We start from the raw sequence: 25,809 nt of genomic DNA, 5'->3' as shown, positions 1-25,809 counted from the left end.
TCTCAAAGATTCTCCTCTCCCCATTTCTTTAACTGAAGAAGAATAGGAACGATGCTCTCAGCCTTCTTAGTTAAAGTATATTCAACCCTTACAGGCATCTCCATGTACTGGATGCGCTCCACAAGGCCGTCCTCTTCCATTTCCTTAAGAGATGTTGCAAGCATGGTGTTGGTGATTCCAAAGACTCTGCGCCTGAGTTCGCCGTATCTGATGGTTCCTTCCTTATCCATAACGCACAGGATCATTATCTTCCACTTTCCACCTATAATATCTATTACCTTTTTCAGACCGCAGCCCTTTCCTGCGATGTCCTCACAGAGGGGTTCATGATCCGGTTTCGAATTTTTCTTAGCTGCCATAATCCGCGTCCTTTCACATTACTCAGTTTTTTCTTACCAGGTACATATAATCTGCGTACTTGATATAATTTTTATACCACATATACTAACATTATCAGAACGATTTAACAATGCTTTTCAAGAAAGGTTAGGTAATAAAATGGAATATCAGTTCACAAAAGACAATTTCAATGAAGAAGTTTTAAACAGCGACATCCCTGTACTTGTAGATTTCTACGCAGACTGGTGCGGCCCCTGCCGTATGATGCTCCCCGTTGTGGAAGAGATGGCAAAAAAATTCGACGGCAAGGTTAAGGTTGGCAAGGTCAACACAGACAGAGAGCCCAGCCTCGCTGCAAAATATGGCGTAATGAGCATCCCCAGCTTCGTATTTATTAAAAACGGTAAGGTTGTTGATACAGAAGTGGGCGGAATGCCTGAATCAGTTCTCTCTTCAAAGCTTGATTCTCTTATTTCAGCATAATAGTCGGGAGAAAAAGATGATCAGAAAAAACGCGGTAGTAGATAAAGACATTTGCGTAAGCTGCGGGGCATGTATGGAAGCATGCCCCGTAGGCGCCATAAAAACCATTAACGGATGCTATGCGGATGTGGATGCAGCTAAATGTGTGGGCTGCGGACTCTGCAGCAGGACCTGCCCCACAGGATGCATCACACTGATAGAAAGATTGGACATGAAAAAATGAAAAAGAAACACTGGTACGACTATTTGTGGATATGGCCCATCATTTATTTTTCATTGGGCTTTTTCAATATTTTGTTCGCATGGCTTGGAATGATCGATTTTATTGTTCCAATCATAGTAGCTTCAGTTGGCGGCGGCAAAGCCTTCTGTAACAGATACTGCGGCAGAGGTAAGCTTTTTGCCATAATCCCGAGAGCTCTTAAAATGAAAAACAGGAAGGTTGCTCCTGCCTGGATGTACAGCAAATATTTCAGATACGGGTTCCTTGCATTTTTCATGACAATGTTCGGTAACATGATCTATCAGACTTACCTTGTTTATGGCGGCGCATCTCTTAAGACAGTGGTGAAGCTGTTCTGGACCTTTAAGGTTCCGTGGCAGTGGGCATATACCGTAACAGGTGTCCCTGCATGGATTACTCAGTTCAGCTATGGATTCTACAGTCTCATGCTGACATCAACCCTCATCGGTCTTATTGTAATGGCTCTTTATCGTCCGCGAACATGGTGCGCTTTTTGTCCCATGGGCACCATGACTCAGGGAATTTGCAAGATAAAAAATCATTAACCCGGCGCTCTGAAAATTGAATATATTTTCAACTTTTTTGTGCAGGCCACACCTCGAATGTGATAAACTATCAAAGGATAAATTAATGACATTCGGAGGAAAAAGCCGTGAGTTTTTATGTATTTGCAGACGGATGTGCAAATCTTCCAAAACAGCTTTTAGATGGTATAACTCTTTTACCATGCAGTTACCTTGTTAATGATGAATTAGTTACTTATACAGGAGACATTGAGGACTTTGATGGTCACGCCTACTATGAAGGTCTGAAAAACGGCGATAAGATCAAAACAAGCCTCCTTAATACTGCTCTGTTTCTAGATCACTTTACTCCCATCGCCAAGGATGGCGGTGAGATAATCTACATAGCCATGAGCTCAGGAATCAGCGGAACCTACAATGCCGCTATCGCAGCAGCCGATGAGCTGATGGAGGAATATCCTGACTGTTTCATCCATATCGTTGATTCTCACGGATGTGGTTTTGGTAATGGAATTCTGGCACTTAAAGCAGCAAAGCTAAGTAAAGATGGTGTGGACTGCAGAGAGGCCGCAAAAATACTTGATGAAGCTGTACCTCACGCCTGCCAGTATTTCACAGTTGATGACCTCAACTTCCTTAAAAACACAGGACGCGTAAGTGGCGTTACCGCACAGATCGGTACCATACTTAATATCAAACCTATTCTGTTTGGTGACAGCACAGGGCATATCATCTCCTGTGATAAAGTACGAGGCCGCAAGAATGCCGTAAAGGCTATCCTCCGTAAATACTCTGAAAAGAGAATGGATACCGATGATCAGACTGTATGCATCTCCCACGGCGATTGCCTTGATGATGCCAATCAGCTTGCTGAAATGGTCAAGGAAGTTAACCCTGCTGCCAACATCACGATTTGTCAGCACGAGCCCTTCTCAGGAGCCCACGTTGGCCCCGGAATGCTGGGTCTGTTCTTCTGGGGAAAAGAGCGATAAAAACTATATGAATTATAAAACCGTCGCCAGATTGTATTTAACAATTGGCGACGGTTTTCATTTAGTTTCTTACTTTACAAATGTGGATCTCTGCGGTGTTCTACCTGTAATCTGTCCTATGGGCCAGATTACTTCTTTTCCAGATTTATATCTGACAATAAGATTTGTAACAGGCATTCCTTCAGGAACGGTTACTATGTAGCTCATGGGATTGTTTTTGGAAAATTCCTGCACTGCACTGTTTACATTGTTACTACCCGCTCCCCCCTGCTCTGCATCTTCAAGGCCCACCTTTGCATAGTCAGAAAGTGGAACTACCGTAAGCTCATCCAAAGCGCCTTCCACATAGGTGTCCGGCTCAGGTATCAGTTCCTTTATAAAATCAGGTGCATTGACTATCACAAATGCTCCATCATCTTCAGCAGCTTCCTTTCTAAACTCTCTCCACAAACTGCTCTTGTCATAGCTAAGAAGGAATCTGAAATAGTCAAACATAGGCTTATCCACAAGCTCGTACTCGAATTCTTCAGTAAACTCTTCTTCCTGCTCACCGTTTATAATCCAGCAGTTAGCTTTGACAACATCTCCTTCTCCAAACTCAAGACCGTAAACTTCGCCTTCCTGAACGCTTCCTACAAAGTTGCCCCAAATATCAAATATCTCGTTGTATCTTGAATAGATAAGTGTGGAAAGGTCGTCATCCTTCCAGGTGAGATTTGCTCCAAGAATATCGAAAACAAACTCCCCTCTGTAAATACTGTAGAATGCATAGCAGCTGTAGTGTGGATTCACATGGCACTCAACCATTATGAAATCGCCCACCTTCTGGCACCCGGTTATAGCCGTGGATGCAGGAACAATATCCTGAATCTTGAAGGATGCTGCGCCGTAGTAAAATGTCGTAGAATCAAAGCTGTACTCATGCTCTAAATTAGCCAGCTCGTACATTCCAAAATAGCTTCTGTCCACCTCTTCTATCTTAGATATTTTTCCCTGAGAATCAGTGGTTACATGATAAACGTAGAGAGGTCTGTTTTCGAATCTCTTCTCGTTAAAAAAGTACTCTGTGCCGGCATCGCCATCTATCTCATAGCTTCTTACACTGAGGTCGTCCACCTCTCCAAAATATGCGCCTCTGAAGGCTCTGTCAGTGTATTCTTCAAAGGTATCAAATTCGTAGGGTTCCATCCTCTGAAGCTCTACCTTTTCACCATCCTGACCTCTACCCCAGGCAAAGGCATAAAAATCCTCACCCTTCTCCGGTTCAAAGTCACCTGCTTTATCATTTTCTCTGTAAAAAAGCCAGTCCGAGGACCAGTTATCAAAATCAGAATAATCGCTGGTGTTAAATACACTTATGGAAATCCAGGTATCTCCGTTTCCCAGCTCTGTGAGATATAAATAATCTTTTCCCTCTGCGATACCTATATGGAAAAGTCCGCTGGTGTCTGCACTGTCATCAATACCCTGATCTGATTCTGGAAGAAAATCTCCTATCTTATCTAAATGAATAGTGTATTTATCAGGGTTCTCACCCTCTGCATCGCTCTTTTCAAAAGCAATGTGACCATCGCAGCTTACACCGTCGGAGAGTCTGGTAAAGCTAAGATCTCCATTTTCTTTGAAGGTCAGAGTAGCAAAATCTTCACCGGTATCATTATTCAGCATTGTCCACTCGCCTGCGACAAATGCGTTAATGTCATTAGATGTCTTAAGGCTTACAGTCTCTGTGCCTGATGAATTTGAAGCTTCATTGTCTGTGCCATCTGAATTTGCACTATCAGTTTCCATGCTCTCATCACCTGCATCATCAGTTGTTGCAGATTCTTCGTTCTCCGCAGAACTGTCGCTGGCTGAGTCCTGATCTGCGATAGCATCTCTGTCTTCTGTCACTACGTCTGACTGCGTCCCTTCATTTTGCTCAGACTGCTGCCCACTGTTTTTTGCAGTATTGGTGCAGCCATTAAGCAGATAAATTGCAACAGCCAGTATTCCTATCCTTATCAGCACTGCCTTTTTCTTATTCATAATATTCCCCTCAAAAACTTCATTAAGTAAAAAGCGCCTCTAATTTACACAGAGCCCGGCACTAAACCTATCTCTGTGATTTAATGCCGGCACTCATCTTTTTTATTTTTTAATCGAATACAAATACTCCGTATTGTAAGTTATAACGTATAGCTGATCCTCCTGCGGAACAAAATAGTAAGGCGCAGACTTAACCTTGATCTGCTTCTGAGTCTTACCGTTTTTCTTGTTAAGGATATAAATGTAGTCAGGCTCATCGGTAAAACCGTAGCCGCAGATAATACTGTCACCTTCAAAAACAAAATTGTGGGATCCGCAAACCTGATCTTCACTTCTCCAAAGTGTTTCGCCGGTGGTGGTGTCTATTGCCACAATGTAGGATTTATGCGGATTCGCTGCAGCATAGGTTCTGTGTCCCAACGCAACGTAAAGAATGCCATCTTTTACTTCAGCATAATCAATTCCGGGCTCAGTGAAGTCCGCAAACAAGCCTGTACCCTGATCCGGCGGAGTTATAAATTCATCAAAATAGAAAATCCCGCACAAAGTCTGGTCCACATGGTTGTATACAGTCAAGGAAAGCTCGCCGCCTTCAGCATTATTGATTGCACTGTAGTTGTAGGTATCATCTGTATAGGGCAAAGTATTTGGAAGTCTTATTCCCTTTTCCGCAGCCCATTTGTCTTCATCTATCCAGTCTGTGGTGTAGGATGAAAGTTCCTTCAGCTCAAAAGAAGGAGTTCCGGGATCAGTATCAATGCCCTCGGCGCACCATGCACTCCATCCCGGATTATGCACTGTTGCATGATACCACCAGTCTTCACCGCCGCTTTCCTCAAACAGTATATCCTCTTCACGCTTAAGAACTTTTTTCTCCGTAGGTGCTATAGTGGAAGCATCAATGATTTCCTTATCCTCTTCCTTAAGCTCTCTTGCAATCTCCGCAATAACAGGAATTTCTACGCCTGCATAGTTATTATAGGTATCTGTGAAAAACTCAGGATAATCAGCAAACTTAAGCTTAACCGACTGGGTTCCTATAGCGTAGCTACCCATTGCATAGTCTTCAAAATTCAGCACGATTCCATCATAATCAATGACCCATGCCAGCATTCTCGCATTATTTTTATATCTATCGGGAATTCCGGAGAGAAGATTCTCCTTATCAGTACTCAGCTCGCCAAAATAATCCTTAAGATCATCATTTTGTTTTATAAGCTCATCTACGATAACCTCAGGAAGGCCGTCGGTCTTTTTCACGACATCTTCAAACTGAATGCTCTCACCTGTTACGGGATCAAAATTGTAGCCTGTAAAGCCTGTGACGCCGTGAGCTCCTGCCATGTATGTGTAATCTGACATTAAAAATGAGACTACTTTGCTGTCGGATCTGACGGGATACATATCATGGTCACTTTCAAAGCCCACGCCCCATCCGTTTTCATAAACGTCATTTATATCAGCTATATTATCAGAGAAAAAGCTGCTTACGTCTGCCTTGAGGGCATCGCTTGTATTATCCAGTGCTTCCTGAAGCTTTGGATATTTGTCTTTTACATTTTTTTCAAGGGTAATTGTATAGTAATTGCCACTGGCTATACCGGTATAATCCCTGGAAAGCTCCATGGGAAAATTCTTGTAGGTATAGTCAATGCTTTCCAATTGTTCTGTGGATGAAGCAGAATCGCTCTCAGAATCAGAAGCAGATGCATCTTCAGCAGAAGCTTCACCGGCACTGGAATCTGATTCGTCTGATGCATCTGTGTTATCAGCGCTGTTCGATGCGCCTGCATCTTCATCACTCTTTTTTGTGGGTGCCCCGGTTCCATCGTCTGTGCCTTCAGCACTCTGCTGAGCCCGGTCATCAGTTCCTGCGCCTGACTGCTTAGACTCATTTTTTCCGCAGCCAAAAGTCAGCACAAGTGAACCTGCCATAGCTAATGCCAGAATTCTTTTAAGAAAAAGATTTCTCCCTTTGTACATTTTCCCTCCTCATAAGACACTGATATCGCAGTGTCGTCTGCAAACGTGAATTACCACGATGTGCCTTTTAATACATAACAGCTCACGGCTTCACTGATATCTCATAGATTCCGCCGTAGTCAGATTCCTGCCAGGTGCCCCCTCCATCACCCCAGGGATCAGCGTATTTTCCTGCCTTCTCATCATAGGTGGCATTTTTATAGGTGACACTTAAGGTGCCATCATCATTATTTACAACCTTTGAGTAGTTCACATTAACAAGGCCGTTTTCTCTCTTATAGATGTTATCAACCTGATAACCCTCTGCCTTTATCTCAGATGCCAGATCGGTTCCCACTATCTCAGCCAGCTCATCCTCAGAAATGCTGACAGCTCCGTACTCCTTGTAGTCCTTGCTGCTCTCATCATAGTGGAAGTAGTAAGGCTTCCAGGTATGACCTGTCCACATGTAGGATGACTCGTCGCCCTCTGTAAAATCACAGAAGTTGTCGTAGGCACTAAGCGTCATATTTATCTCAGTAGGGTCTTCTCCCACATAGAAATCACCAATTCCTGAAATAGCGGACTCCACAGGCTTATTCCCATCAACATAGTAGATATGGGAAACAAGCGCAGTTACATAGGCTTCATTAAAAAGTGCAAATCTTCTGCTTCCGCAGTCCATATATCTGAAAACACTTTCGTTATCGTTGTAGTAAAGTGTTCCCTTGAAAACCTCATCGCATTTGTCACTGCTTGCAAAGTAAACGGTCCCTTCACACCAGTTCATGTCATCGGGCTCAGAGCCTGCAAAAACAAAGCCCTCAAAGGTTCCGTCCCCATCAAAATCATCGATGCAGTTGTATCTGATATCGCCTGATGCTGCCCCGGTAGTGGATGCAACATTATCTAAGATGGCATACAAATCATCATCGGTTATGGTGCTTGATGCAAGCTTATCGCCAGAGGAAACATCGCTGGCTGCATCTGATGTCTCAGAAGTGCCATTAGTTTCTGTTGCGTTCTGATCTTCAGTGCCTGCTGTCTCAGCATTTTTCTCACTATCAGCGTCTGTTTCAGATGCCTCAGAAGTTGCGTTCTCTGATTCACTGCTCGCAGCTTCATCAGCATTTTCCTCACTGATGTCCTGCAATTTCTCCTGAATCAGCCCGGATGAATTTTCGTCTGAATTACCTTTAGCACCACACCCTGACATAGCCATCGCTGCTGCCGTCATAACAACCAGTGCACCTGCATATACTCTTCTTTTCATAATACTTCCCCCTACTATTTGCCTATTTAACGCTTTCCAGTTTTTCTACAAAAGTCTGCGCCATTTCGCTTAAGGTAGTTCCCTTTCTTGTGATATATCCAAAGGTCAGGGTCTCCTCTTCCTTAAGCTTTACAGCTTTTAAATCTGCGGAATTTAGACTGTCTCCAAGCATGGCAGCACCTACTGCGTAGCCGTCAAGTCCAAGCATAAGCTCAACGGATGTGGCTCTCTCGTTGGTACTGATAACCTTCTTGTAATCATAGGTTGCAAGGGCCTCCTCTCTGTAATAGAAGGAGGTATTGTCACCCTGATCAAAAACCATGCAGGGATAATCCTGAAGATCCTCCAAGGACAGCTCATCTCTGTCTGCAAGAGGATGATCTTTTCTTAAATAAACATAGGTATTTCTAGTGAATAACTCGTGGAATTCTAATGATGCGTCTGCAAAAACCTTTTTAAAAGTGCTCTTATTAAAGTCGCTGAGGGCGATTACCCCAACTTCACTTTTCAAGGTCTTGATATCTTCTATAACCTCGCCGGTCTGGGTCTCTCTGATGGAAAACTGATACTCCTCAAGGTCATACTCTCTGACGGTCTCGATAAATGCATTAACAGCGATTGTGTAATGCTGCATTGATACGGAAAATGTAGGCTTGTGTCCCTTGCCGCTAAGGTATTTATTCTCGACCTTCTCAAACTGCTCTACCGCACTTCTTGCGTAGGCAATAAAAGAGGCACCTGCTGCGGTAGTCACGACGCCGTTATGTACTCTTTCAAAAATCTGAATGCCCAGCTCACTCTCAAGATCTCTGACTGCACTGGAAAGTCCCGGCTGCGAAACATAGAGTCTGTCAGCAGCTTTTCGCATGGAGCATTCTTCATCTATTGCAATAACATATTTAAGCTGTAATATGGTCATGTTGAGGCTCCCCCAATGATAGTTCGTTTCAAACATGATACCACATTACAGCTTATTGTAGTAGGAAGGATTATTTAGATTTACTCAGTGGCATACTGAGCTTTGGCAAAAACATCTCTTTGGCAGTATGAGATGTCTGTATGTTATCTTGGTAAGTTTGCTTAGTTTGCAAAAAGCGGTGTAGACAGATATCTGTCTCCTGAGTCGGGAAGGAGAACTACTATGTTCTTTCCCTTGTACTCTTCTCTCTCTGAAAGAATTCTTGCTGCCTTAAGGGCTGCACCGGATGAGATGCCAACAAGAATACCTTCGGAGTGTGCGAATCTTCTGCCTTCTTCGAAAGCATCTTCGTTTTCTATAGCGATTACTTCGTCGTATACCTTGGTGTTAAGAACATCCGGTACGAAGCCTGCGCCGATACCCTGAATCTTATGAGCTCCTGAAGTACCCTGTGAAAGAACGGGGCTTGATGCGGGCTCAACTGCGATAACCTTAACAGTAGGATTCTGCTCCTTAAGGTATTCGCCTACACCTGTGATTGTTCCGCCGGTACCAACGCCTGCGATGAACACATCAACCTTACCGTCTGTCTGCTCCCAGATCTCGGGGCCTGTCGTTGCTTTATGTACAGCAGGGTTTGCGGGATTCACAAACTGTCCAAGGATGATTGATCCTTCAATCTCCTTCTCAAGCTCCTCAGCCTTTGCAATTGCTCCCTTCATTCCCTTAGCGCCTTCTGTAAGTACCAGCTCTGCGCCGTATGCCTTAAGAAGATTTCTTCTCTCAACACTCATGGTATCAGGAAGTGTAAGGATTGCCTTGTAGCCCTTAGCTGCTGCTACTGCTGCAAGTCCGATTCCTGTGTTACCTGATGTGGGCTCTATAATTGTTGCGCCGGGCTTAAGCTTTCCGCTCTTTTCTGCTTCTTCGATCATTGCAAGGGCGATTCTGTCCTTAACTGATCCTGCAGGATTTAAGTACTCAAGCTTTGCTAAGATTGTTGCATTTGTAACTCCTGCATTTTTACTATATCCATTTAATTTAAGAAGTGGTGTCTTACCAATAAGTTCAAGTGCGCTTTCTTTAATCTGTGCCATTTTCTTTCTCCTCCAATACTTTTGTTATTTGTAACTCGGCTTCGTTCTTTGTTGTTGATATTATGGTAGCACATGGCAATGTTTTGTAAAAACAAGTAAAACTAATTGCCAGATATAAGTTTTACTTAGACCTCTATCTGGTCAGAAGTCCTGCATCAAGTACAAACTGGCTTCCCGTCAGATATCTTGCTCTGTCACTTGCTATGTACTTTACAGCTTCTACGATGTCCTCTGTCTCCAGCCATGGTGTCTTTAAAAGGTTGCCGGCAGATCTCTCTGCTATCTCAATTGCAGTTGTTCCCTCAAGCTCAGCAAGACCATCATTCATGGGAGTATTAACTCCTGTAGGATGCAGCGATACTACACGCACTCCGTAAGGTGCAAGCTCAATTGCCTGGGATTTTGTAAGGCCCACAAGACCATGCTTTGATGCTGAGTAATGACTCATGCGATTAAAGCCGCGAAGTCCGCCAACAGATGAGTTGTAAATGATTACTCCGCTCTTTTTCTCGATCATGTGAGGAATAACATATTTTGATGCCAAAAATCCGCCCTTAAGATTAACATCTATAAGTGCATCCCACTGCTCCTCAGTCAGCTCCCAAGAATAGCCATAAGCAGCAATTCCGGCATTACTGAAAAGAATATCGACACCGCCAAATTCCTTGACTCCACGGTCTACCGCTTCCTTAAGATCCTCTGCTTTTCTAACATCGCCTGCGTATATAAGTATCTTTCCGCCGGCAGCCTCCACATCACTCTTAAGCTTTTCCAAATCCTCGTTGGATGATCTGTTGTAAGCGGGATATGGAATTCTCTCCCCCAAATCGAAGGCTATGATATTTGCGCCTTCCTCTGCGAAAGCCAAAGCTACTGCTCTTCCCTGACCCTTTGCAGCACCTGTTATAAAAATCGTTTTATTATCAAACTCCTTAGCCATATACTCCTCCTTTGGCTGTCTGCTTCACTCCTCTTTTTCCATAATAAAAGCAGACAAACCTTTTCTTTATTTTCTCTTTGAATAAGGGATAAGCTCCTCATCCAGCTCTATCTGCAACGTCTTGTTAATGATATTGGTGGCGATCATAATTGTTGCAAATGCAGTGATGGATACTATCTGTTCCTCATTCCACTTTTCATGAAGCCTGTCAAAAATCTCCGGCGGTATGCTGTTTGCATCCTTAACAATTGCTCGTCCGTAATCTATCAGAATCTTCTCTTCCTCCGTGAAATCAAAGGTCTCAAAGTCGATTCCCGCATCATCCAGTATCTTTTTGAAAAACACGCTGCAAAGAAGGCAGTCGTTGGTTGTCGATATTGCATAGCAGAAAAAATTAACAGCTCTCTCTCCCAGGAAGCTCTCAATATCTTCCTCTAACGGGAACCATTCCATAAGTGCATGGAAGGCCGGTAATGAGTGGATAAGTGTCTCCTTCATGTTGGTAAGGGGACCATGCTCCTTCACCCATTCATCAATTACTTTCTTTGTCTTCTCCGGTGCGTTTTCGTATTTAAGTTGTGATATGTATGCCATGGTTATTCCTCCGATTTGTTATTTTTCTCCCCCTCATCCGGCACTTCGTGCCACCTTCTCCCCCTTAAGGAGGAGAAGGCTTTAATCAGGCAAAAGCCTTCTCAAATGCCTGCTCAAGATCTGCGATAAGGTCCTCTGCGTCCTCAAGACCGATTGAAAGTCTGATAAGGTTCTTCGGAATATCTGCAAGCTTGTGGTATTCAGGCTCAAGCTCAGTATGTGTATTTTCCGGAGGATTGGTGATTAGTGATCTCACATCTCCGATGTTTACGTGGTAAGAGAAGTTCTTAAGTGACTTTATGAAAATACCTTCCTGCTCTCTTGTGCCCTTAAAGCCAAAGGAAAGAAGTGCGCCGGGGCCCTTAGGGAAGTCTCTGTCAGCAAGCTCTTTGTACTGGCTGCCCTTTGCGTAAGGATATCTCACCCACTCAACCTCATCTCTGCTTTCAAGAAATTCTACGATTTTCCTTGTAGTCTGAAGCTTCTTATCAAGACGAACAGTAAGCGTTGACAATCCCTGGAGTACCAGATAGGACTCGAAGGAACCGAGGGCTCCACCGAAGAACTCTGTAAAGAAAATCTTAAGAGATGCGATAACCGGAGCGCCGGGAATGAACTCAACTGCGCTTCTCTTGTTATCCTGAAGATCTCTCATCTTCCATTCCTTCTCATAGAACTGCGGATATTTCTTCTCATCGAAGGGGAAGTCACCCTTTTCAACTACAAGACCTGCGATCACATTGCCATGTCCGTTTATTTCTTTAGTCGCTGAGTAAACAACAATGTCTGCACCGTGCTCAAAAGGTCTGTACAGATAAGGAGTTGCAACAGTGTTATCAACTACTACCGGAACTCCGTATTTATGTGCAACCTCAGAGATAGCATCTATGTCGTAAAGCTCTGCATTTGGATTGCTGATGGATTCAAGGTAAATTGCCTTGGTGTTCTCATCGATAAGTTCCTCGTATGCTGCAGGGTTATTTCTGTCCTCTACAAACTTGGTTGTAATTCCGTACTTGGGAAGGAACTTTATGAGGTTCAGCATTGCTGCTCCGTAAAGTGATGAACCAGATACGATGTTACCACCACCCTGTCCGAGAAGCAGAAGTGTATATGTGATTGCTGCCATTCCTGAGGAAAGTGCAACTGCTGCTTTTCCACCCTCAAGCTCTGCAATTCTGGCTTCAAGGATTGCTCCTGTGGGATTACCCACTCTTGAGTAAATTCCTCCGGCCTCAGCTCCTGTCCAAAGACGTCTTGTTCTATCGATATCAATAAGATCGAAGGATGCTGTCTGATATATTGGCGGGTTAACTGAATTGAAGTGATCCTTCGGATCATATCCTGCTCTGATTGCTTTTGCGCTAAAACTGTTTTCTCTTGACATACTTTTTTCCTCCACTAAATTAGTTCTTTTGTTGTCGTTTGTTCTTTCCAAAATTCGATAACCTGTAAGTAAAAAAATAGCCCGGTGCTTTTAACTGAAAAGCTCCGGGCTAATGGTTTACTACTCTAGAGAATTGTCTTTTCTTATCCTCTATCAGTACATCTGATGCATAAGTCGACAAGACCGCACACCAGCCATTTCACATGCCCGGAAGTCCGACATTCGACAACACATCATATTTACTTTTACAGATGATAAGTTAAACATTGCACATTTCTCCTTACTTTTGTTAGTTTATTTCCTGCTGCTTTCTATGTGCTAATGTTAACTCATATTTGCCTACCGTGTCAATAGGTTTAGTAATAAGTAATAGTTTTCGTGAGCGATAAACCTAAGGTTATCACTTAACAGGAATAACTGCGCCATTATACTTATCCTCAATGAACTTCTGGGTATCCTCATCAAGAAGCGCTGCCACCAGTGCCTGTATTGCCGGGTTATCCTTATCCTCAGTTCTTACAGCGATGATGTTAGCATATGGGCTGTCTGCACCTTCACTGAAAAGCCTTGCTGAATCAATACCTGCTTCAAGAGCCTTGTTTGTGTTTGTGATAAAGAAATCGTAGTCATCCTTTGTAGGAATGATCTGAGCTGAATCAAGCTCTACAATCTCAAGCTGAACTGTGTACTCTTCAATATCCGAAACGGAAGCGCTAAGTGAATCCTCTACACCGTCAGCAAGCTTGATGAATCCGTTCTGCTCTAAGATTCTAAGGGCACGGTACTCATTTGTAGCATCATTGGGAATAGCTACTACGTCGCCATCCTTGATCTCATCCTTTGATGTGTACTTGTCTGAATAAGCAGTGATAGGCTCAACGTGGATATCTCCGGCATCCACAAGATCATAACCGTTTGCTTCAATCTCTGACTGAAGATAAGGGTCATGCTGGAAGTAGTTAAAGTCTATCTCCCCTGCGTTTAACTTCTCATTGGTTGTTGAATCTGCTGCTGTTGCAACAAGATCGATCTCGATTCCCTGCTCAGCAAGCTTGGGCTTAACATACTCGATGATTTCTGAGTGAGGTACCAGATCTACGATACCCTTAAGTACAACGGTTTCTCCCTCAGATGCATCTGAAGTTGCTACTGCATCATCAGATACTTCCTCTGTGGCATCTGCCACTTCATCGGCTACTGTTGCTGCAGCCTCTGCCTTATCACCTGCGCTTTTTCCGCAGCCTGCAAGAACTGATAAAGCTGTTACTGTTGTGAGAATGATAGATAGTGTCCTTTTTTTCATGTGTTTTTCCTCCTTAAATGTGCTTAGCGTTTAGTGTCTATTCTTATCGCTTAAAAAGCGGAAGAACCTAAAGTAGATTTCTGGTTTTAAGTATTCTGTTTGATACGAGATTTCCAATCCCCTGTGTCAGCTGAACAAGGATTACAAGAATGTATACGCAGGCGAAAAGCCTGTCATGCTGGAATCTCTGGTATCCAAATCTTACGGCTATGTCGCCGATTCCCCCTGCCCCGAACATTCCGGCCAGGGCTGTCATGGAAATGACGGAAATGACCGCCACCGTGAAGCCTCTTATGAGACCGGGCAATGTTTCGGGGATGATCACCTTGGTGATTATCTGAAAATTCGTGCTTCCTATGGATTTGGCTGCCTCAATTTTTCCCTTTCCTATTTCCAAAAGCGAGCTCTCAACAATTCGTGCATACATAGGAATACAGCTGGCTGATATGGCGATGATACATGCGTTGGTGCCGTAGGATTTTCCAAAGATTAGTCTTGCTACAGGTATCATCAGTATTATCATTACCATCTGTGGTAGTGAACGAAGGACGTTAATGATCCATCCTGCGGTCACATAAGGCGCCGTCAGCGGAAGCAGTCCATCAGGGCTTGTAATAGTAAGAAAAATCCCAAGTAGTATTCCAAAGATCAAAACTATAAGCGACGATATGACCGTCATGTAAATTGTCTCTCCGACAGGTGTTACAAGCTCCTTCCAAATATCAGGATTGAAGGAAGCTTTGATAACATCCCATAAAGATGAATCAAGTAAACTCATATTCCGGCTCCCTCCGACAGGCTGATATTCTGGAACTCATTAAATACCTTGGCGAACAGTTCACCTGTCCTGCTCTTGGGATTATTGAAAATTCCTGCAACGGTTCCCTTCTCGATGATCTTCCCTTCCTCTAAAACGGCCATTCTGTTACAGCTGTATCTGATGGCGTCAAGCTCGTGGGTTATCATCAGGATCGTTATGCCTGCCTTTTTATTTATTTCCTTTAAAAGATCAAGAATCTGAATCGTGGTCTGTGGATCCAGGGCCGATGTGGCTTCATCTGAAAGAAGGAGCTCAGGCTTATTAACAAGTGCCCTTGCTATTCCAACTCTCTGCTTTTGTCCGCCGGATAAGCCTCCCGGATATGCATCCAGCTTGTCGGATAGTCCCACAAGCTCTGCGGTTTCAAGAACTCTTTCCTTAATTTTGTTTTTCGGAAAACCACTGACCTCCAAGGGATAGGCGATATTCCTATACACGGTTCTTGAATCGAAAAGATTGAAATTCTGGAAAACCATTCCTATTTTTCTTCTCTCCTCAAGGAGCTGCTTTTTATCAAGGGAGAGGATGTCCACTCCTCCAACCTTTATGGAACCGCCATTTGGTGTTTCAAGCCTGTTGATGCATCTTGCAAGGGTCGATTTACCTGCTCCGCTAAAACCGATGATGCCATAAATCTCTCCCTGCTCGACCTCTAAATCTATTCCCTTTAGAACCTCTAAGTTTTCTCCCCGAACGTTATATGTTTTTTGTAAATTCTCAATTTCGACATAACTCATATCTGTTTTACATGACCGGATTTTCCGGGCATTTCCCCTTTATGTCTTTTTAAAGTAAACAGCAAATACTTTTTGACGTTTGCTATAGTCTTAACCGTGACTGAAGGTCTCAGCCACCTCCTCTGTTCTACCTTTATAAAGCTCTGTGTGAAGGTCTTTTCCAGAACCGGGAATTCCAAGAGCATCTGCTCTGCAATGCTGGCAGTGTCTGAAAACTTCAATGTATCTTCCTGCTCTCTGTCTTACCTCTTCAAGCTCGTGGCAGGTAGGTGCCGGTATATCAGCCATTCCGTTCTGCGGAATAAGAGGAATGATATTAAGTATTGAAGCTCCAAGTTCTGAGACCTTTTTAGCAACCTCTTCTATGTGTGAGCTGTTTATTCCCGGTACCATAACGCTGTTGATCTTAACAACAATTCCCAGTTCTACAGCACGCTTTATTCCTTCAAGCTGATTCTTTATAAGAAGCTCTGCTCCCTCGATACCCTCATGCTTTACGCCGTTTTCATCGATGACAAACTCGTTGATCTGTGCCTCGATCTCAGGATCGATGGCATTGACGGTAACTGTTATGGTCTCGATTCCAATCTCTGCAATTCTGTCCACCTTTTTGGAAAGGCAGAAGCCATTGGTTGAAAGGCAGCTTATAAGCTCGGGATATTCCTTCTTTACCAAAGCAAAGGTTTCAAGGGCTGAATCTGTTGCCAGCGTATCACCTGGGCCAGCGATTCCAACAACCGAAAGCTCAGGGCATAATTCCTTTGCTCTCTTAATTGTTTCCACTGCCTCCTGGGGCTTTAATACCAGTGAGCTGACGCCGGGTCTTATAAGTGACTTATCAAAACGGCGAGTGCAGAATTTACACTGAATGTTGCAGGAAGGACTGACGGGAAGATGGATTCTGCCTGCTGTCATATTTGCCCCTCCGCTCATGCAGGGATGCTTTTTTTGAAGATGCTGGAAGTTCTGATTTTTCCTGGGCTTTACTATCTCTGTATATCTTGAATCAATGAGCTTAACCCTTCCGTGAAGGATATTATCTAAGATCATAACTACAGGTCTGTCCACATCAATGGCCTGAACCTGCTTTCTCTCAAGCACTGTTCTTGCACCGTTTCCGCTGCATTCAGCAAATACTGCATGGCAATCCTCAATTGTCTCTGTCACGGCATCCATTCGCTCGTCATGATGCTTGTGATCAAGACAGGCTCTCTCTACCTGTCTGATCTCAACTCTTTTGTAGTCGTCTGCTTCAGTATTAATTTCATATATGTCAAATCGCTCTGCGGCTCCGAAATGTCTGTCTACACTTACTCCGTCGCTGGTGGCGAATGCCGTTCTGATAATCATTTAAATCACCAACCTTCTGTACCTTTTTATATCGCGTAGCTATCCTTAAGATTCTCCATAAGACCAAACTCGATAAGGATTTCTTCAAGTCTTTCCTGAGTCATGGGCTTTGGAATTACGAACTGCTCGTTTGCTTCGATTGCTTCTGCAAGATGTCTGTACTCCCTTGCCTGAGGATGAGTAGGATTGTGGTCGATAACAGTCTTTCTGTTGATCTCCGCACGCTGAACCTCGTTATCTCTGGGTACAAAATAGATGAGCTGGCTTCCAAGTTCCCTTGCAAATGCATTAAGAAGATCATGCTCTCTGTCTACATTTCTGCTATTGCAAATGATTCCGCCAAGTCTTACGCCGCCCTTAAGAGCATACTTCTGAATACCCTTGCAGATATTGTTAGCCGCATAAAGAGCCATCATCTCACCTGAAGCTACGATATAGATTTCCTTTGCTTTTCCTTCTCTTATGGGCATTGCGAAGCCGCCGCATACAACGTCTCCAAGAACGTCATAGAAAACATAATCAAGATCCTCTGTGTATGCACCAAGATCCTCAAGCATTCCGATTGATGTGATGATTCCTCGGCCTGCACAGCCTACGCCGGGCTCAGGGCCGCCTGACTCAACGCATCTTATTCCGCCAAAGCCTGTTTTCATGATGAGGTCAAGATCATCCACCTCACCCTCCTCGCGAAGGGTATCAAGAACTGTCTTCTGCGCAAGACCGTTAAGAAGAAGTCTTGTTGAATCAGCCTTGGGATCACATCCTACAACCATGACATTTTTACCAAGCTCTGCAAGGCCTGCTGTAAGGTTCTGGGTTGTTGTTGATTTTCCTATTCCACCTTTTCCGTAGATAGCTATTTGTCTCATTTCATACTCTCCTCTTTGACCCTCATCCGGCACTTCGTGCCACCTTCTCCCTGGAAGGGAGAAGGCTTTGAGTTGGGCATCTTCGTTTATTATTTAATTAGCCTTGTTCTTGTGATTTGTTTCTTTTGTTATTCATTATCTGTAGGTTGCAAGAACTCTGTCGTAGATATCCTCTATTGCGCGAAGTCCTCCTGCATAGCCTGTATATCCGCAGTTCATGATCAGTCTGTGCTGCACAGGAACTGAGATGATAAGAAGGTCAGCCTTAATTTTGTCTGCTAGATTCTTATCCCATGAGCTTCCAAGAATAAGAATTCTCTTATCCTCGTATTTTTTAGCATCCTCTTCAAGTCGTTGCTGGTTCTTGCCGGCATCGGGATCAAAGACCACTTCGATATCTCTCTTCCTCTGAAGCTCTGATAAATTCTCAAACTGCTCTCTTACGTAGTCCTGATATTTTTCAGGGATATCATCAACTATGTACTGAGGTCCCGGGATGATTCCCAGTTCATTAAGCAGAAATTTTGAAAAACCTAGTGAGTAAGAGCTGTCTGCAATTGAATAAACTCTTCTGGGAATTCCATATCTGAACTCCAGCATGAAATCTGCCATCTTTTCAATGTGGGAATAATACTTTGCTTCCTCTGACTTTATGTAGCTTTCAACCTTCTCGTTATCAAGTTCAGCGAAGTTTGCAACTGTTCTGAGGAATCTTGAAGTTTCGATTGCTCCGATAGGCAAGTAAGGGAACTGGATGTAAGGCTGTTTGTATTTAACCTTAAGGTGCTTTGCGATTTTGATTCCCACCCAGGGTCCTACTACGATGTTGAACTCTGCATTAGGAATTGTTTTCCACTCCTCAACGCCGCCGGACTCATTACCAAACAGGATGTTTACCTTAAGTCCGATGTCCTCAAGTACTTTCTTTATTCCCTCAAGATTGCCACTCCAATAGGGATCCTGATATGGAATGGAAGCAAATACATTTACAAGGCGCGGAATTTTTTCATCGCTCTCCTTGAATTTATCAACGTACTGATCAATGATGGCGTTTACAAGTCTTTCATGGCTTGCATAGTTGTTACTCTTAAAGCCGCCTTCCTCAACATATACGATTGGCTTGTCATCAAGTTGGAATTTTCCTGTTACTGCAGCCACATCATCACCGGTGATAGCAGCTGTACAACCTGTAACAACTACATATAAATCTCCGTCGATTACCTTGAAGGAATTTTCTATAACGCTGCGGAGCTTCTTTTCTCCGCCAAATACAACATCCGCTTCCTCTGCATTGGTGCAGGGTGCTGTGGATCCGCCTGCATAGCCCTCGCCCTGACCTATAAGTCTTGTGATCTGGCCGCCGCAGCCGGGACCTGAATGAAGTATCGGTACTCCTTTTTTTATAGCCACCACGCTCTGTATGGATCCCAGACCGCAGGTAAATCTTGGCTGTTCTATTGTTCCTGACATTTTTCATATCCTCCCGAAAAACACATTTTTAAGCCGGTATCAAACTACCTTCGCAGCCGGTCTGCATCCGCCGCTGCCTCCACCCTGGAAGTAACCGGGTTCCTGAGTCAGCCACCACTCTGTATATGGATTGGATGCATGCTTGGAAAAATTCTTTATAAACTCTATGGAATCCAGAGTTTCATCAATTCTTCTTGCGTAGTTCAGAGCTCCCTTGTAGCCTATACCGAACTGTTCATCTCCTATAAGAAGAGTGGGAATTCCAAGCTTTGCTCCCCAAAGTGTCATTCCGCCATGTCTTGCCATGATGAAATCAGGCTTACTTCTGATAAGAGCATTTACCAGCTCGCAGCTCTGCTTGTTGCAGACTCTGTAATCCTTTACATCACCGTAGGTTTTTACTGCATGAGCCAGAACATCCATATTTCTGTCGCCGCTGTCATATACGGGATCATGATGGAAAACGCTGGCTCCCACTACGTCAAATCCAAGCTCTCTAAGGAGATGGATAAGAGCCTGACCGTGGGCCGCTCCTGCTGTAACGTAGGCTCTTTTACCTTTGAAGCGTTCCTTAAGCTTGTCTATTTCCGGTACGTATTTTTCATGACCTTCTTTGATCAGCTCTTCCGCTACATCTTCTTTGCCGAGTACTTTTCCTAACGCTCTGAGCCAACCGTCTGTGCCATCTATTCCGTATGCCGGAGGTGCTGTAATCTCAGGAACTCCGTATAACTGTGAGAGGCCAGCGCCCATATATGTCGAAAGGGAGGGACAAATATGAATTGTGGCTGCTGCCTCACTACAGTGTTCAAGCTCTTCTATAGAAGCAAAAGGCATAATGTACTGTGCTTCATATCCGAACCTTTCAAAGATTTCATCAAATACGTGACTTCCCCAGAAGTTAACCACGTTAATCTTCTTTGTCTTTTTGGTGGGAGGCTTTACAATTCCTCTAAGAACTGTGTGATAAGCCGCATCAAAGCCTGTTGTCCATACCTTTGATCTGAAGCCCTCACAGGAACAGGTAACTACCGGAATGCCCAGCTCCTTTGATGCCTTATCTGCAACGGACTCGATATCCTCACCAATTATTCCTGATGCACAGGAGGTTGTAATGAAAATCGCCCTGGGATGAATTCTTTCATAAGCGGTGTGGATCGTTTCCTCAAGCTTTTTGGTTGCTCCGAAAACTGTATCCTTTTCCTGAATATTGGTAGAAAAATATCTACCTATATTTTCAGGTAAGTCTCTCTTTTCCTGTTCTACTCTGTAGGTAAAATTGAAATCTGAGAATTCCCCTGCGCACCCGATAGGTGCATGATTTATTACTACTACATCTTTTATCATTGCCAGCTGACAGAACGCCTGCTGTGCGTTACATCCAAGACACTGTGAAAACTTTCTTTTAGCATCCTTAAGACTGCCGTCTTCTGATCTTTGTACGATTTCTGAAGCAGGTCCCGTAAATGCATTTATAGTTCCAAGTCTTTTTTCACGTATCTGAACACTTGGCTCCAAAATGTTTATTGTAGACATTTTCCCTCTCCTCCTACCTATCTGGTCACTTCAAAAGCGCCTCTCCTGTGCTGCTTATTTGTGCCGTTTGATATTGAAAGTGATTATATCGACCATTTACCTACCTGTATAATATGTGATTGTTATAGAGAGCTATAGGTATTCCCTATAATCTGCAACCTGTTAAAGGTTTTAGCTTGAAATAAGCAGAGATTATAAACAGCGATAACTTTTCCCTTTTGCAGATTCGTTGACAGTTATAGGGCATAGAATGTATAAACTTATTAACTACTAAACCGATAGGTTAAATATGTAAAACATATTTCGCAAAATATTAGTTAACGGAGGAGAAAAATTATGAGCTACAAAATCGAGTCACTTTTAATTCACGGCGGTATTGATGGGGATGAAACTACAGGAGCTGTTAACGTACCGGTTTATCAGACTTCTACATATAAGCAGGACGGCATTGGAGAAAACAGAGGCTGGGAATACTCAAGAACAGGTAATCCCACAAGAGCAGCCCTTGAAAAGCTTGTAGCAGATCTTGAGCATGGTCAGTACGGTCTTGCATTTGCCTCAGGTCTTGCAGCTATAAATACAGTTCTTTCACTGTTTAAATCCGGTGATAAGCTTATTGTTTCAGACAATATCTATGGCGGAACCTTCCGAATACTTGATAATGTATTCAAAAACTTTGGAATCACCTATGAAATCGTAAATACTTCTGATCTTAGTGAGATTGAAAATGCTATATCTCCCGAGGTAAAGGCTATCTACGTTGAGAGCCCTGCAAATCCTCTTCTTACTATTACAGATATCAAAGCAGTTTCTGAGATCGCTAAAAAGAATGACAAGCTTCTTATAGTGGATAACACTTTCCTTACACCCTATCTTCAAAGGCCCATCGACCTTGGTGCTGACATCGTAATCCACAGCGGAACCAAGTACCTTGGCGGCCACAGCGATACAATTTCAGGCTTTGTAGTAGTAAATGACAAGGCACTTTCCGAAAGGCTCTACTATTTGCAAAATGCCATCGGCGGCGTTCTTGCTCCCTGGGACAGCTTCCTTATGATAAGAGGAATCAAAACCCTTGGGGTACGCATGGACAGACACGTTGCAAATGCACAAAAAATCGCTGAGTGGCTTTCAGAAAGCGGCTATGTAGAAAAAGTCTACTATCCGGGTCTTAAGTCAGATCCCGGTTATGAGATTCAGAAAAAACAGGCAGATGGCCCGGGAGCAATGATCTCCTTTGTACTTAATAAAGGCTATGACTACAGAAAATTCGTAAAGGCCCTTAAGCTTGTAACTCTTGCTGAATCCCTTGGGGGCGTGGAGTCTCTGGTATGCCATCCCGCTTCCATGACTCACGCAGCAATACCCTATGAGATCAGAAAGCAGGTAGGTATCGTTGATGAGCTTATCAGATTGTCAGTAGGAATTGAAAACGTAGACGATATCATTGCTGATCTTAAACAGGCAATTGAAGCATCAAAGTAATCGAAGCAGCGGCTTATAAAGTCAGTCAGACAAATATCAGGAGGAGAAGACAATGGATGTATACATGAATGTTCATGAGCTTATAGGTAACACACCGATCATGAAACTCACTCATTTAGGAGTAAAGGAAGGCGTTAATATTTTTGCAAAGTTAGAGCTCTACAACCCTGCAGGCAGCGTAAAGGACAGAGTTGGACAGTATATGATAAGGGACGCTGAAAAGCGCGGAATACTAAAACCTGGCGGAACAATTGTAGATGCCACAGCAGGTAATACGGGAATTGGTATCGCCATCGCAGCACTAAATAAGGGCTACCGTATCATATTTGCAGTACCTGAAAAATTCTCAGCAGAAAAGTTAAAGGTAATGGAGGCTCTTGGCGCTGAGATTGTACACACACCAAGAGAAGAAGGAATGCTTGGCGCAGATAAAAAGGCAGACGAAATTATAAAAAGTATTCCCGGTGCGATCTCACTTAAGCAGTTCCAAAACCCTGCCAACCCTCTTGCTCATTACGAAACAACAGGTCCGGAGATCTATCGTCAGATGGATGGTCAGATTGATTACTTTGTAGCAGGTGCAGGAAGCGGCGGAACCTTCTCAGGAATTACTAAATATCTTAAGGAACAAAATCTCGATATAAAGGGTGTTCTTGCAGATCCTGTGGGTTCCATCATTGGTGGCGGCGAGCATGCTGACTATGATATCGAAGGTATAGGAAATGATTTTATTGCTAATACCATGGACATCACTCTTGTAGATAAGGTTATAAAAATCACTGATAAAGAGGCCTTTGAGACCTCCAGAAGGCTGGCAAAGCAGGAAGGTATCCTTGCAGGTTCATCCTCAGGTGCTGCTCTCACAGCAGCGCTTAAACTTGCGGAAGAAATAGATGAAGGTAACATTGTTACTGTATTCCCTGACAGAGGTGACAGATATTTCAGCAAGGGATTATTTTGATTTTCCAGGTCGTTTACAGCTTAGAACAATTACTCAAAACATTTTGAAAACGAAAGGCTTACAACATTGACACTCAACCAGTTATATTATGCCATTGCAATTTCAAAGGAAAATTCATTGAACGACGCAGCAAAAAAGCTGTTCATATCACAGCCCAGTCTGACAGGAGCCATGCACTCCTTAGAAAGCGAGCTTGGATTTGATATTTTTATTAGATCAAAGACCGGTGTAACTCTCACTGCAAAAGGTGAAGAGTTCATCGGCTATGCAAAATCCGTTGTTGAACAGTACGATATTCTTAATGCCAAGTTCATCTCAAAACAAGGTGTGAAACGGTCTTTTAGTGTCTCAACCCAGCATTACACCTTCGCTACGAATGCCTTTATTGAGCTTGTAAAAGAATATGGCTGCGATGAATATGAATTTGAAATAAAGGAAACAAAAACCTATGACGTAATAAAGAACGTAAAAAATCAGAACAGTGAACTTGGTATTTTATACCTGAATGATTTTAATGAAAAGGTTCTAAGTAAAGTATTTTCCGAAGCAAATGTGGCCTTCACTCCGCTTTTTGACTGCCACATTTATGCATATCTGAGCAAAGGAAATCCCCTGGCAAAAGAAAAGCTAAAGTCAGGTGAAATGATCGAGCTCAGCGAGCTGGATAAGTACCCTTGCCTTTCTTTCAACCAGGGGGAACATAATTCTGCATATTATTCTGAGGAAGTCCTCAGTACAAGGCACTATCACAGATCGATCAGAGCAAATGACAGGGCAACCATGCTTAACCTGATAAAGGGGCTTAACGGTTACACCCTCTGCTCCGGTATCATCTGCGAAGACCTTAACGGTGATGACTACTGCGCCATCAAACTGAACGTAGATGAAAAGATGACCATAGGCTACATATCCAGAAAAAATGCCATCATAAGTGATATTGGAAAAATGTACATTGAAGAAATATCAAAATACAAAAACAATATCTTAGAGTAAGCAGTCTTCTCCAAATCTGACTTTTGCGTAGGCCTTTATGGCTTCCACGCACTTGGCAAAACCAAGCTTACCACTGTCAAGACACAGATCGTAGTTCAGGGCATCAGTCCAGACTTTTCCCGTATGATACTCGTAATAGTCTGCTCTTGCCTTGTCGATCTGGGCAATGTATTTCTCTAAATCTTTTCCTGTAAGGCTCTGAACCTTGCCGGCTTCTCTCATAAGGAAGTCATGATCTGCATGGACAAAAACTCTCAGCGCATTGTTATAATCCTTTAAAACAAAATCTGCGCATCTGCCCACTATAACACAGGGCTCACCCTTTTCAGCAAGATATTTGATGGCCTTTGCCTGATTACTGAAAATATTCTCATCTGATGTTAGATCAGAGTCACCGGGCTTTTTCAGACTACCGTCATATATTGTGGAAACAAGCTTACTCTTCCAGCTTCTTTTAACCTTCTCATCAGCATCCACAAAATAGCTCTCGTTAATTCCACTAAGCTCCGAGGCAACCTTGGAAAGCTCCTTGTCATAATAATGGATACCAAGCTCATCAGCCAGCATCTTACCGACGGTTCTTCCGCCGCTTCCGTACTGTCTCGCTATAGTAATGACTATATTTCTCATTTGGAAATATCCTCCTATACCCTCATCCGTCAGCTTCGCTGACACCTTCCCCTTTTGAGGTGAAAGGGTTTTAGTATTTTAATTATGAATTCTTATTCTCCAAGATATGCTTTCTTAATGGATTCATCATTCAAAAGGTCGCTTGCCTTACCTTCCTTGACAATGCTTCCTGTCTCAAGAACGTAAGCCCTGTCAGCAATGGTAAGTGCCTTTTTGGCGTTCTGCTCAACCAGCAGGACCGTAACTCCATCCTTGTTCACATCCTCGATGATACTGAAAATCTCATTAACAAAAATAGGTGAAAGTCCCATTGAGGGCTCATCCATTAGTATTATATCAGGATGTGACATAAGTGCTCTACCCATTGCAAGCATTTGCTGCTCACCGCCTGAAAGAGTTCCTGAAAGCTGATCCTTTCTCTCTTCCAGTCTTGGGAATCTCTTGTATACCATCTCAAGTGTCTTCTGGAACTCATCCGCATTATCTCTGGTATATGCACCCATCTTAAGATTCTGCAAAACAGTCATATCCGCAAAAACTCTTCTTCCCTCAGGAACCTGAGCCATACCAAGGGATACGATCTTATGTCCCGGCGTGGTAACAAGATTATTTTCTTTATAGGTAATCTCACCCTCTGAGGGCTTTAAAAGTCCTGAAAGTGTGTGTAGTGTTGTGGTCTTGCCGGCTCCGTTTGCACCGATAAGTGCAACGATTTCACCCTTATCCACATGAAAAGATATTCCTTTAAGCGCCTTGATAACGCCGTAGTTTACGCTTAAGTTTTTAACCTCTAATAATGACATAATTTCTCCTCAATTGTTTTTCATAAGGAAGTTCTGCTCTCGCTTCGCTCGCCAGAACACGTTCGAACCA

General features: G+C 43.3%; 25 protein-coding genes. 7 read left to right on the top strand and 18 right to left on the bottom strand.

Features of this window, described 5'->3' with window-relative positions; translation table 11 throughout:
- Nucleotides 1–2: 2 nt before the first annotated feature.
- A complete protein-coding gene (locus tag G603_RS0100645; RefSeq protein ID WP_026525564.1) occupies nucleotides 3–359 on the bottom strand; it encodes a winged helix-turn-helix transcriptional regulator in 357 nt (118 codons plus the stop codon).
- On the opposite strand from G603_RS0100645, the gene trxA reads away from it, so the two are divergent.
- The 4 genes from trxA (at nucleotide 358) to G603_RS18700 (ending at nucleotide 2,582) form a co-directional block, all read left to right on the top strand.
- Nucleotides 358–822, top strand: coding sequence for a thioredoxin (gene trxA / locus G603_RS0100640; protein WP_330367494.1), 465 nt, complete (start codon nucleotides 358–360; stop codon nucleotides 820–822). The two genes, G603_RS0100645 and trxA, sit on opposite strands and share 2 nt — an antisense overlap.
- Before the next feature lie 16 nt (nucleotides 823–838).
- Nucleotides 839–1,045 (top strand): ATP-binding protein, encoded by a 207-nt coding sequence (locus G603_RS0100635; RefSeq protein ID WP_026525566.1) that lies wholly within the window; start codon nucleotides 839–841, stop codon nucleotides 1,043–1,045.
- On the top strand, nucleotides 1,042–1,611 hold the full coding sequence (locus G603_RS0100630; RefSeq protein ID WP_026668989.1) for a 4Fe-4S binding protein: 570 nt from the start codon (nucleotides 1,042–1,044) through the stop codon (nucleotides 1,609–1,611). Before G603_RS0100635 ends, G603_RS0100630 begins: the two co-directional genes overlap by 4 nt.
- Nucleotides 1,612–1,718: 107 nt before the next feature.
- Complete coding sequence (locus G603_RS18700; protein ID WP_051207299.1) at nucleotides 1,719–2,582, top strand: DegV family protein; 864 nt, start codon at nucleotides 1,719–1,721, stop codon at nucleotides 2,580–2,582.
- 69 nt (nucleotides 2,583–2,651) lie between these two features.
- On the opposite strand, the gene G603_RS0100620 is transcribed toward G603_RS18700, so the two are convergent.
- From G603_RS0100620 to G603_RS0100550, 15 genes are all read right to left on the bottom strand, one after another.
- On the bottom strand, nucleotides 2,652–4,610 hold the full coding sequence (locus G603_RS0100620) for a hypothetical protein (protein WP_026668988.1): 1,959 nt from the start codon (nucleotides 4,608–4,610) through the stop codon (nucleotides 2,652–2,654).
- Between the two features lie 102 nt (nucleotides 4,611–4,712).
- Nucleotides 4,713–6,593 (bottom strand): hypothetical protein, encoded by a 1,881-nt coding sequence (locus G603_RS0100615; RefSeq protein ID WP_026668987.1) that lies wholly within the window; start codon nucleotides 6,591–6,593, stop codon nucleotides 4,713–4,715.
- 82 nt (nucleotides 6,594–6,675) lie between these two features.
- Complete coding sequence (locus tag G603_RS0100610; protein ID WP_026668986.1) at nucleotides 6,676–7,845, bottom strand: hypothetical protein; 1,170 nt, start codon at nucleotides 7,843–7,845, stop codon at nucleotides 6,676–6,678.
- A 22-nt stretch (nucleotides 7,846–7,867) separates the two neighbouring features.
- Complete coding sequence (locus tag G603_RS0100605; RefSeq protein WP_026668985.1) at nucleotides 7,868–8,764, bottom strand: LysR family transcriptional regulator; 897 nt, start codon at nucleotides 8,762–8,764, stop codon at nucleotides 7,868–7,870.
- Between the two features lie 161 nt (nucleotides 8,765–8,925).
- Nucleotides 8,926–9,861, bottom strand: coding sequence for a cysteine synthase A (cysK, locus tag G603_RS0100600; protein WP_026668984.1), 936 nt, complete (start codon nucleotides 9,859–9,861; stop codon nucleotides 8,926–8,928).
- Nucleotides 9,862–9,994: 133 nt separating this feature from the next.
- Nucleotides 9,995–10,801, bottom strand: a complete 807-nt coding sequence (locus tag G603_RS0100595) for a mycofactocin-coupled SDR family oxidoreductase (protein ID WP_026668983.1) — start codon at nucleotides 10,799–10,801, stop codon at nucleotides 9,995–9,997.
- A 66-nt stretch (nucleotides 10,802–10,867) separates the two neighbouring features.
- Nucleotides 10,868–11,395 (bottom strand): carboxymuconolactone decarboxylase family protein, encoded by a 528-nt coding sequence (locus G603_RS0100590; protein WP_026668982.1) that lies wholly within the window; start codon nucleotides 11,393–11,395, stop codon nucleotides 10,868–10,870.
- An 85-nt stretch (nucleotides 11,396–11,480) separates the two neighbouring features.
- Complete coding sequence (locus G603_RS0100585; RefSeq protein ID WP_026668981.1) at nucleotides 11,481–12,782, bottom strand: O-acetylhomoserine aminocarboxypropyltransferase/cysteine synthase family protein; 1,302 nt, start codon at nucleotides 12,780–12,782, stop codon at nucleotides 11,481–11,483.
- A gap of 400 nt (nucleotides 12,783–13,182) precedes the next feature.
- Nucleotides 13,183–14,085 (bottom strand): MetQ/NlpA family ABC transporter substrate-binding protein, encoded by a 903-nt coding sequence (locus G603_RS0100580; RefSeq protein WP_026668980.1) that lies wholly within the window; start codon nucleotides 14,083–14,085, stop codon nucleotides 13,183–13,185.
- 67 nt (nucleotides 14,086–14,152) lie between these two features.
- On the bottom strand, nucleotides 14,153–14,863 hold the full coding sequence (locus G603_RS0100575; protein WP_026668979.1) for a methionine ABC transporter permease: 711 nt from the start codon (nucleotides 14,861–14,863) through the stop codon (nucleotides 14,153–14,155).
- Complete coding sequence (locus G603_RS0100570; RefSeq protein ID WP_026668978.1) at nucleotides 14,860–15,642, bottom strand: methionine ABC transporter ATP-binding protein; 783 nt, start codon at nucleotides 15,640–15,642, stop codon at nucleotides 14,860–14,862. Before G603_RS0100570 ends, G603_RS0100575 begins: the two co-directional genes overlap by 4 nt.
- Before the next feature lie 90 nt (nucleotides 15,643–15,732).
- Nucleotides 15,733–16,992 carry a radical SAM protein gene (locus G603_RS0100565; RefSeq protein WP_081669769.1) on the bottom strand — a complete coding sequence of 420 codons (1,260 nt, stop codon included), beginning with the start codon at nucleotides 16,990–16,992 and terminating at the stop codon, nucleotides 15,733–15,735.
- Between the two features lie 26 nt (nucleotides 16,993–17,018).
- The gene (gene nifH / locus G603_RS0100560; RefSeq protein ID WP_026525577.1) at nucleotides 17,019–17,861 is read right to left on the bottom strand and encodes a nitrogenase iron protein; all 843 of its coding nucleotides are present in this window, start codon (nucleotides 17,859–17,861) and stop codon (nucleotides 17,019–17,021) included.
- A 135-nt stretch (nucleotides 17,862–17,996) separates the two neighbouring features.
- On the bottom strand, nucleotides 17,997–19,331 hold the full coding sequence (locus G603_RS0100555) for a nitrogenase component 1 (RefSeq protein ID WP_026668976.1): 1,335 nt from the start codon (nucleotides 19,329–19,331) through the stop codon (nucleotides 17,997–17,999).
- 39 nt (nucleotides 19,332–19,370) lie between these two features.
- Nucleotides 19,371–20,867, bottom strand: a complete 1,497-nt coding sequence (locus G603_RS0100550) for a nitrogenase component 1 (protein WP_026668975.1) — start codon at nucleotides 20,865–20,867, stop codon at nucleotides 19,371–19,373.
- Nucleotides 20,868–21,203: 336 nt separating this feature from the next.
- Here G603_RS0100550 and G603_RS0100545 point away from each other — a divergent pair, with 336 nt between their 5' ends.
- The 3 genes from G603_RS0100545 to G603_RS0100535 all read left to right on the top strand — a co-directional run bounded on the left by G603_RS0100545 (nucleotide 21,204) and on the right by G603_RS0100535 (nucleotide 24,306).
- Nucleotides 21,204–22,352 carry a trans-sulfuration enzyme family protein gene (locus G603_RS0100545; protein WP_026668974.1) on the top strand — a complete coding sequence of 383 codons (1,149 nt, stop codon included), beginning with the start codon at nucleotides 21,204–21,206 and terminating at the stop codon, nucleotides 22,350–22,352.
- Between the two features lie 52 nt (nucleotides 22,353–22,404).
- Nucleotides 22,405–23,313, top strand: a complete 909-nt coding sequence (locus tag G603_RS0100540; RefSeq protein WP_026668973.1) for a PLP-dependent cysteine synthase family protein — start codon at nucleotides 22,405–22,407, stop codon at nucleotides 23,311–23,313.
- A 66-nt stretch (nucleotides 23,314–23,379) separates the two neighbouring features.
- Entirely contained in the window at nucleotides 23,380–24,306 is a 927-nt protein-coding gene (locus G603_RS0100535) for a LysR family transcriptional regulator (protein WP_026668972.1), read from the top strand.
- Here the strand turns inward: G603_RS0100535 and G603_RS0100530 are convergent.
- Together G603_RS0100530 and G603_RS0100525 are read right to left on the bottom strand one after the other, a co-directional pair.
- The gene (locus G603_RS0100530; RefSeq protein WP_026525583.1) at nucleotides 24,298–24,936 is read right to left on the bottom strand and encodes an AAA family ATPase; all 639 of its coding nucleotides are present in this window, start codon (nucleotides 24,934–24,936) and stop codon (nucleotides 24,298–24,300) included. The genes G603_RS0100535 and G603_RS0100530 overlap by 9 nt on opposite strands.
- 92 nt (nucleotides 24,937–25,028) lie before the next feature.
- A complete protein-coding gene (locus G603_RS0100525) occupies nucleotides 25,029–25,739 on the bottom strand; it encodes an ABC transporter ATP-binding protein (RefSeq protein WP_026668971.1) in 711 nt (236 codons plus the stop codon).
- Nucleotides 25,740–25,809 lie beyond the last annotated feature (70 nt).

This window comes from Butyrivibrio sp. AE3006, from assembly GCF_000424165.1.
Lineage (GTDB): Bacteria > Bacillota > Clostridia > Lachnospirales > Lachnospiraceae > Butyrivibrio.
Note: the sequence above shows the minus strand (reverse complement) of the source record. Positions and strands in the feature narration are given on the sequence as shown.

Bases quoted from the DNA above. Each gene is read 5' to 3' on its own strand.
- G603_RS0100545 (WP_026668974.1), top strand. From the start codon at position 21,204: ATGAGCTACAAAATCGAGTCACTTTTAATTCACGGCGGTATTGATGGG.
- G603_RS0100615 (WP_026668987.1), bottom strand. From the start codon at position 6,593: ATGTACAAAGGGAGAAATCTTTTTCTTAAAAGAATTCTGGCATTAGCT.
- G603_RS0100645 (WP_026525564.1), bottom strand. From the start codon at position 359: ATGGCAGCTAAGAAAAATTCGAAACCGGATCATGAACCCCTCTGTGAG.
- G603_RS0100575 (WP_026668979.1), bottom strand. From the start codon at position 14,863: ATGAGTTTACTTGATTCATCTTTATGGGATGTTATCAAAGCTTCCTTC.
- G603_RS0100635 (WP_026525566.1), top strand. From the start codon at position 839: ATGATCAGAAAAAACGCGGTAGTAGATAAAGACATTTGCGTAAGCTGC.
- G603_RS0100595 (WP_026668983.1), bottom strand. From the start codon at position 10,801: ATGGCTAAGGAGTTTGATAATAAAACGATTTTTATAACAGGTGCTGCA.
- G603_RS0100555 (WP_026668976.1), bottom strand. From the start codon at position 19,331: ATGTCAGGAACAATAGAACAGCCAAGATTTACCTGCGGTCTGGGATCC.
- nifH (WP_026525577.1), bottom strand. From the start codon at position 17,861: ATGAGACAAATAGCTATCTACGGAAAAGGTGGAATAGGAAAATCAACA.
- G603_RS0100565 (WP_081669769.1), bottom strand. From the start codon at position 16,992: ATGATTATCAGAACGGCATTCGCCACCAGCGACGGAGTAAGTGTAGAC.
- G603_RS0100610 (WP_026668986.1), bottom strand. From the start codon at position 7,845: ATGAAAAGAAGAGTATATGCAGGTGCACTGGTTGTTATGACGGCAGCA.
- G603_RS0100540 (WP_026668973.1), top strand. From the start codon at position 22,405: ATGGATGTATACATGAATGTTCATGAGCTTATAGGTAACACACCGATC.
- cysK (WP_026668984.1), bottom strand. From the start codon at position 9,861: ATGGCACAGATTAAAGAAAGCGCACTTGAACTTATTGGTAAGACACCA.
- G603_RS0100530 (WP_026525583.1), bottom strand. From the start codon at position 24,936: ATGAGAAATATAGTCATTACTATAGCGAGACAGTACGGAAGCGGCGGA.
- G603_RS0100525 (WP_026668971.1), bottom strand. From the start codon at position 25,739: ATGTCATTATTAGAGGTTAAAAACTTAAGCGTAAACTACGGCGTTATC.
- G603_RS0100630 (WP_026668989.1), top strand. From the start codon at position 1,042: ATGAAAAAGAAACACTGGTACGACTATTTGTGGATATGGCCCATCATT.
- G603_RS0100550 (WP_026668975.1), bottom strand. From the start codon at position 20,867: ATGTCTACAATAAACATTTTGGAGCCAAGTGTTCAGATACGTGAAAAA.
- G603_RS0100590 (WP_026668982.1), bottom strand. From the start codon at position 11,395: ATGGCATACATATCACAACTTAAATACGAAAACGCACCGGAGAAGACA.
- G603_RS0100605 (WP_026668985.1), bottom strand. From the start codon at position 8,764: ATGACCATATTACAGCTTAAATATGTTATTGCAATAGATGAAGAATGC.
- G603_RS0100580 (WP_026668980.1), bottom strand. From the start codon at position 14,085: ATGAAAAAAAGGACACTATCTATCATTCTCACAACAGTAACAGCTTTA.
- G603_RS0100585 (WP_026668981.1), bottom strand. From the start codon at position 12,782: ATGTCAAGAGAAAACAGTTTTAGCGCAAAAGCAATCAGAGCAGGATAT.
- G603_RS0100620 (WP_026668988.1), bottom strand. From the start codon at position 4,610: ATGAATAAGAAAAAGGCAGTGCTGATAAGGATAGGAATACTGGCTGTT.
- G603_RS0100570 (WP_026668978.1), bottom strand. From the start codon at position 15,642: ATGAGTTATGTCGAAATTGAGAATTTACAAAAAACATATAACGTTCGG.